Annotated in this window: 1 protein-coding gene; it reads left to right on the forward strand. The window is 64.8% G+C overall.

The annotated features are described in order from the left end of the window. The coding region (locus ACTJJA_RS23930) for a helix-turn-helix domain-containing protein (RefSeq protein WP_440669344.1) at positions 1 to 415 on the forward strand (415 nt) is incomplete at both ends.

The following is a 415-nucleotide window of genomic DNA, read 5'->3' on the forward strand; positions in this document are numbered from 1 at the left end:
GCCGTCGCTTCGGCATTTCACCTGCCACCGGCTATAAGTGGCTTCGCCGCTGGGCGGAGGAAGGGGCCGCCGGTCTTCAGGACCGCCCGCGCATACCGCACCATTCCCCGTACCGCTCATCTGACGACATCACGGCCCTGCTGCGTATGGCACATGAGCGCCATGAACGCTGGGGCGCACGCAAGATAAAGCGCTGGCTCGAAGACCAGGGGCACACCATGCCCGCTTTCAGCACCGTCCATAACCTGATGGCCCGTCACAGCCTGCTGCCGGGCACTTCACCGGGCATTCCCGCCACGGGACGGTTCGAACATGACGCGCCGAACCGCCTCTGGCAGATGGATTTTAAGGGCCACTTTCCCTTCGGCGAGGGGCGCTGCCATCCGCTCACCCTGCTGGACGACCACTCCCGTTT

Origin of the sequence: Enterobacter sp. 22452, assembly GCF_052045065.1 — a bacterium.
GTDB classification, from domain to species: domain Bacteria; phylum Pseudomonadota; class Gammaproteobacteria; order Enterobacterales; family Enterobacteriaceae; genus Enterobacter; species Enterobacter mori.